Annotated in this window: 1 protein-coding gene; it reads right to left on the bottom strand. The window is 71.7% G+C overall.

Annotation, left to right across the window (positions count from 1 at the left end):
• Positions 1-519: ATP-binding cassette domain-containing protein (locus tag D1614_RS28915; RefSeq protein WP_119440546.1), on the bottom strand; the 519-nt coding region annotated here is incomplete at both ends.

The following is a 519-nucleotide window of genomic DNA, read 5'->3' as shown; positions in this document are numbered from 1 at the left end:
GAGGCGCCGTCGATCCGCACCTCGCCGCTGCTGGGCGCCTGCGCGCCGGCCAGGACGCGCAGCAAGGTCGACTTGCCCGCGCCGCTGGGGCCGACCAGCGCGATCACCTCGCCGGGCTGCACGGTGAAGGCGATGTCGGACAGGATTGGCCGATCGGTACCCGGCGCCATGACGTTCAGCCCGCGCACCTCGATCCGACCCTCGGGCGCGGGGAGGGTGGTCATGCTGCGGTTCGGCCCCGGGCGGCGGCAAAAACTATCGAGCGAGCGCCAGGCGGTGCGCGCGGTGGTCAGCGGCTTGATCGCGCTCAATATCTGTTCGACCGGCTGGATCGCGCGGCCGAGCAGCAGCGAGGCGGCGAAGATCGCGCCGCCCGAAATATCCTGCCGCACCGCCAGCCATGCGCCGAGCGCCAGTGCCAGCGATTGCAGCAGCTGGCGCAGGAATTTGGTGACCGCCAGAAACTGGCCCGAGGTGTTGGACAGCCCCGCCTGCCGCCGCGCCAGATCGGCGCGCTCC

This window comes from Maribellus luteus (genome assembly GCF_003576475.1).
Classification (GTDB): domain Bacteria; phylum Bacteroidota; class Bacteroidia; order Bacteroidales; family Prolixibacteraceae; genus Draconibacterium; species Draconibacterium luteum.
The sequence above is the reverse complement of the archived record's forward strand: the minus strand, read 5'-3'. Positions and strand labels throughout refer to the sequence as shown.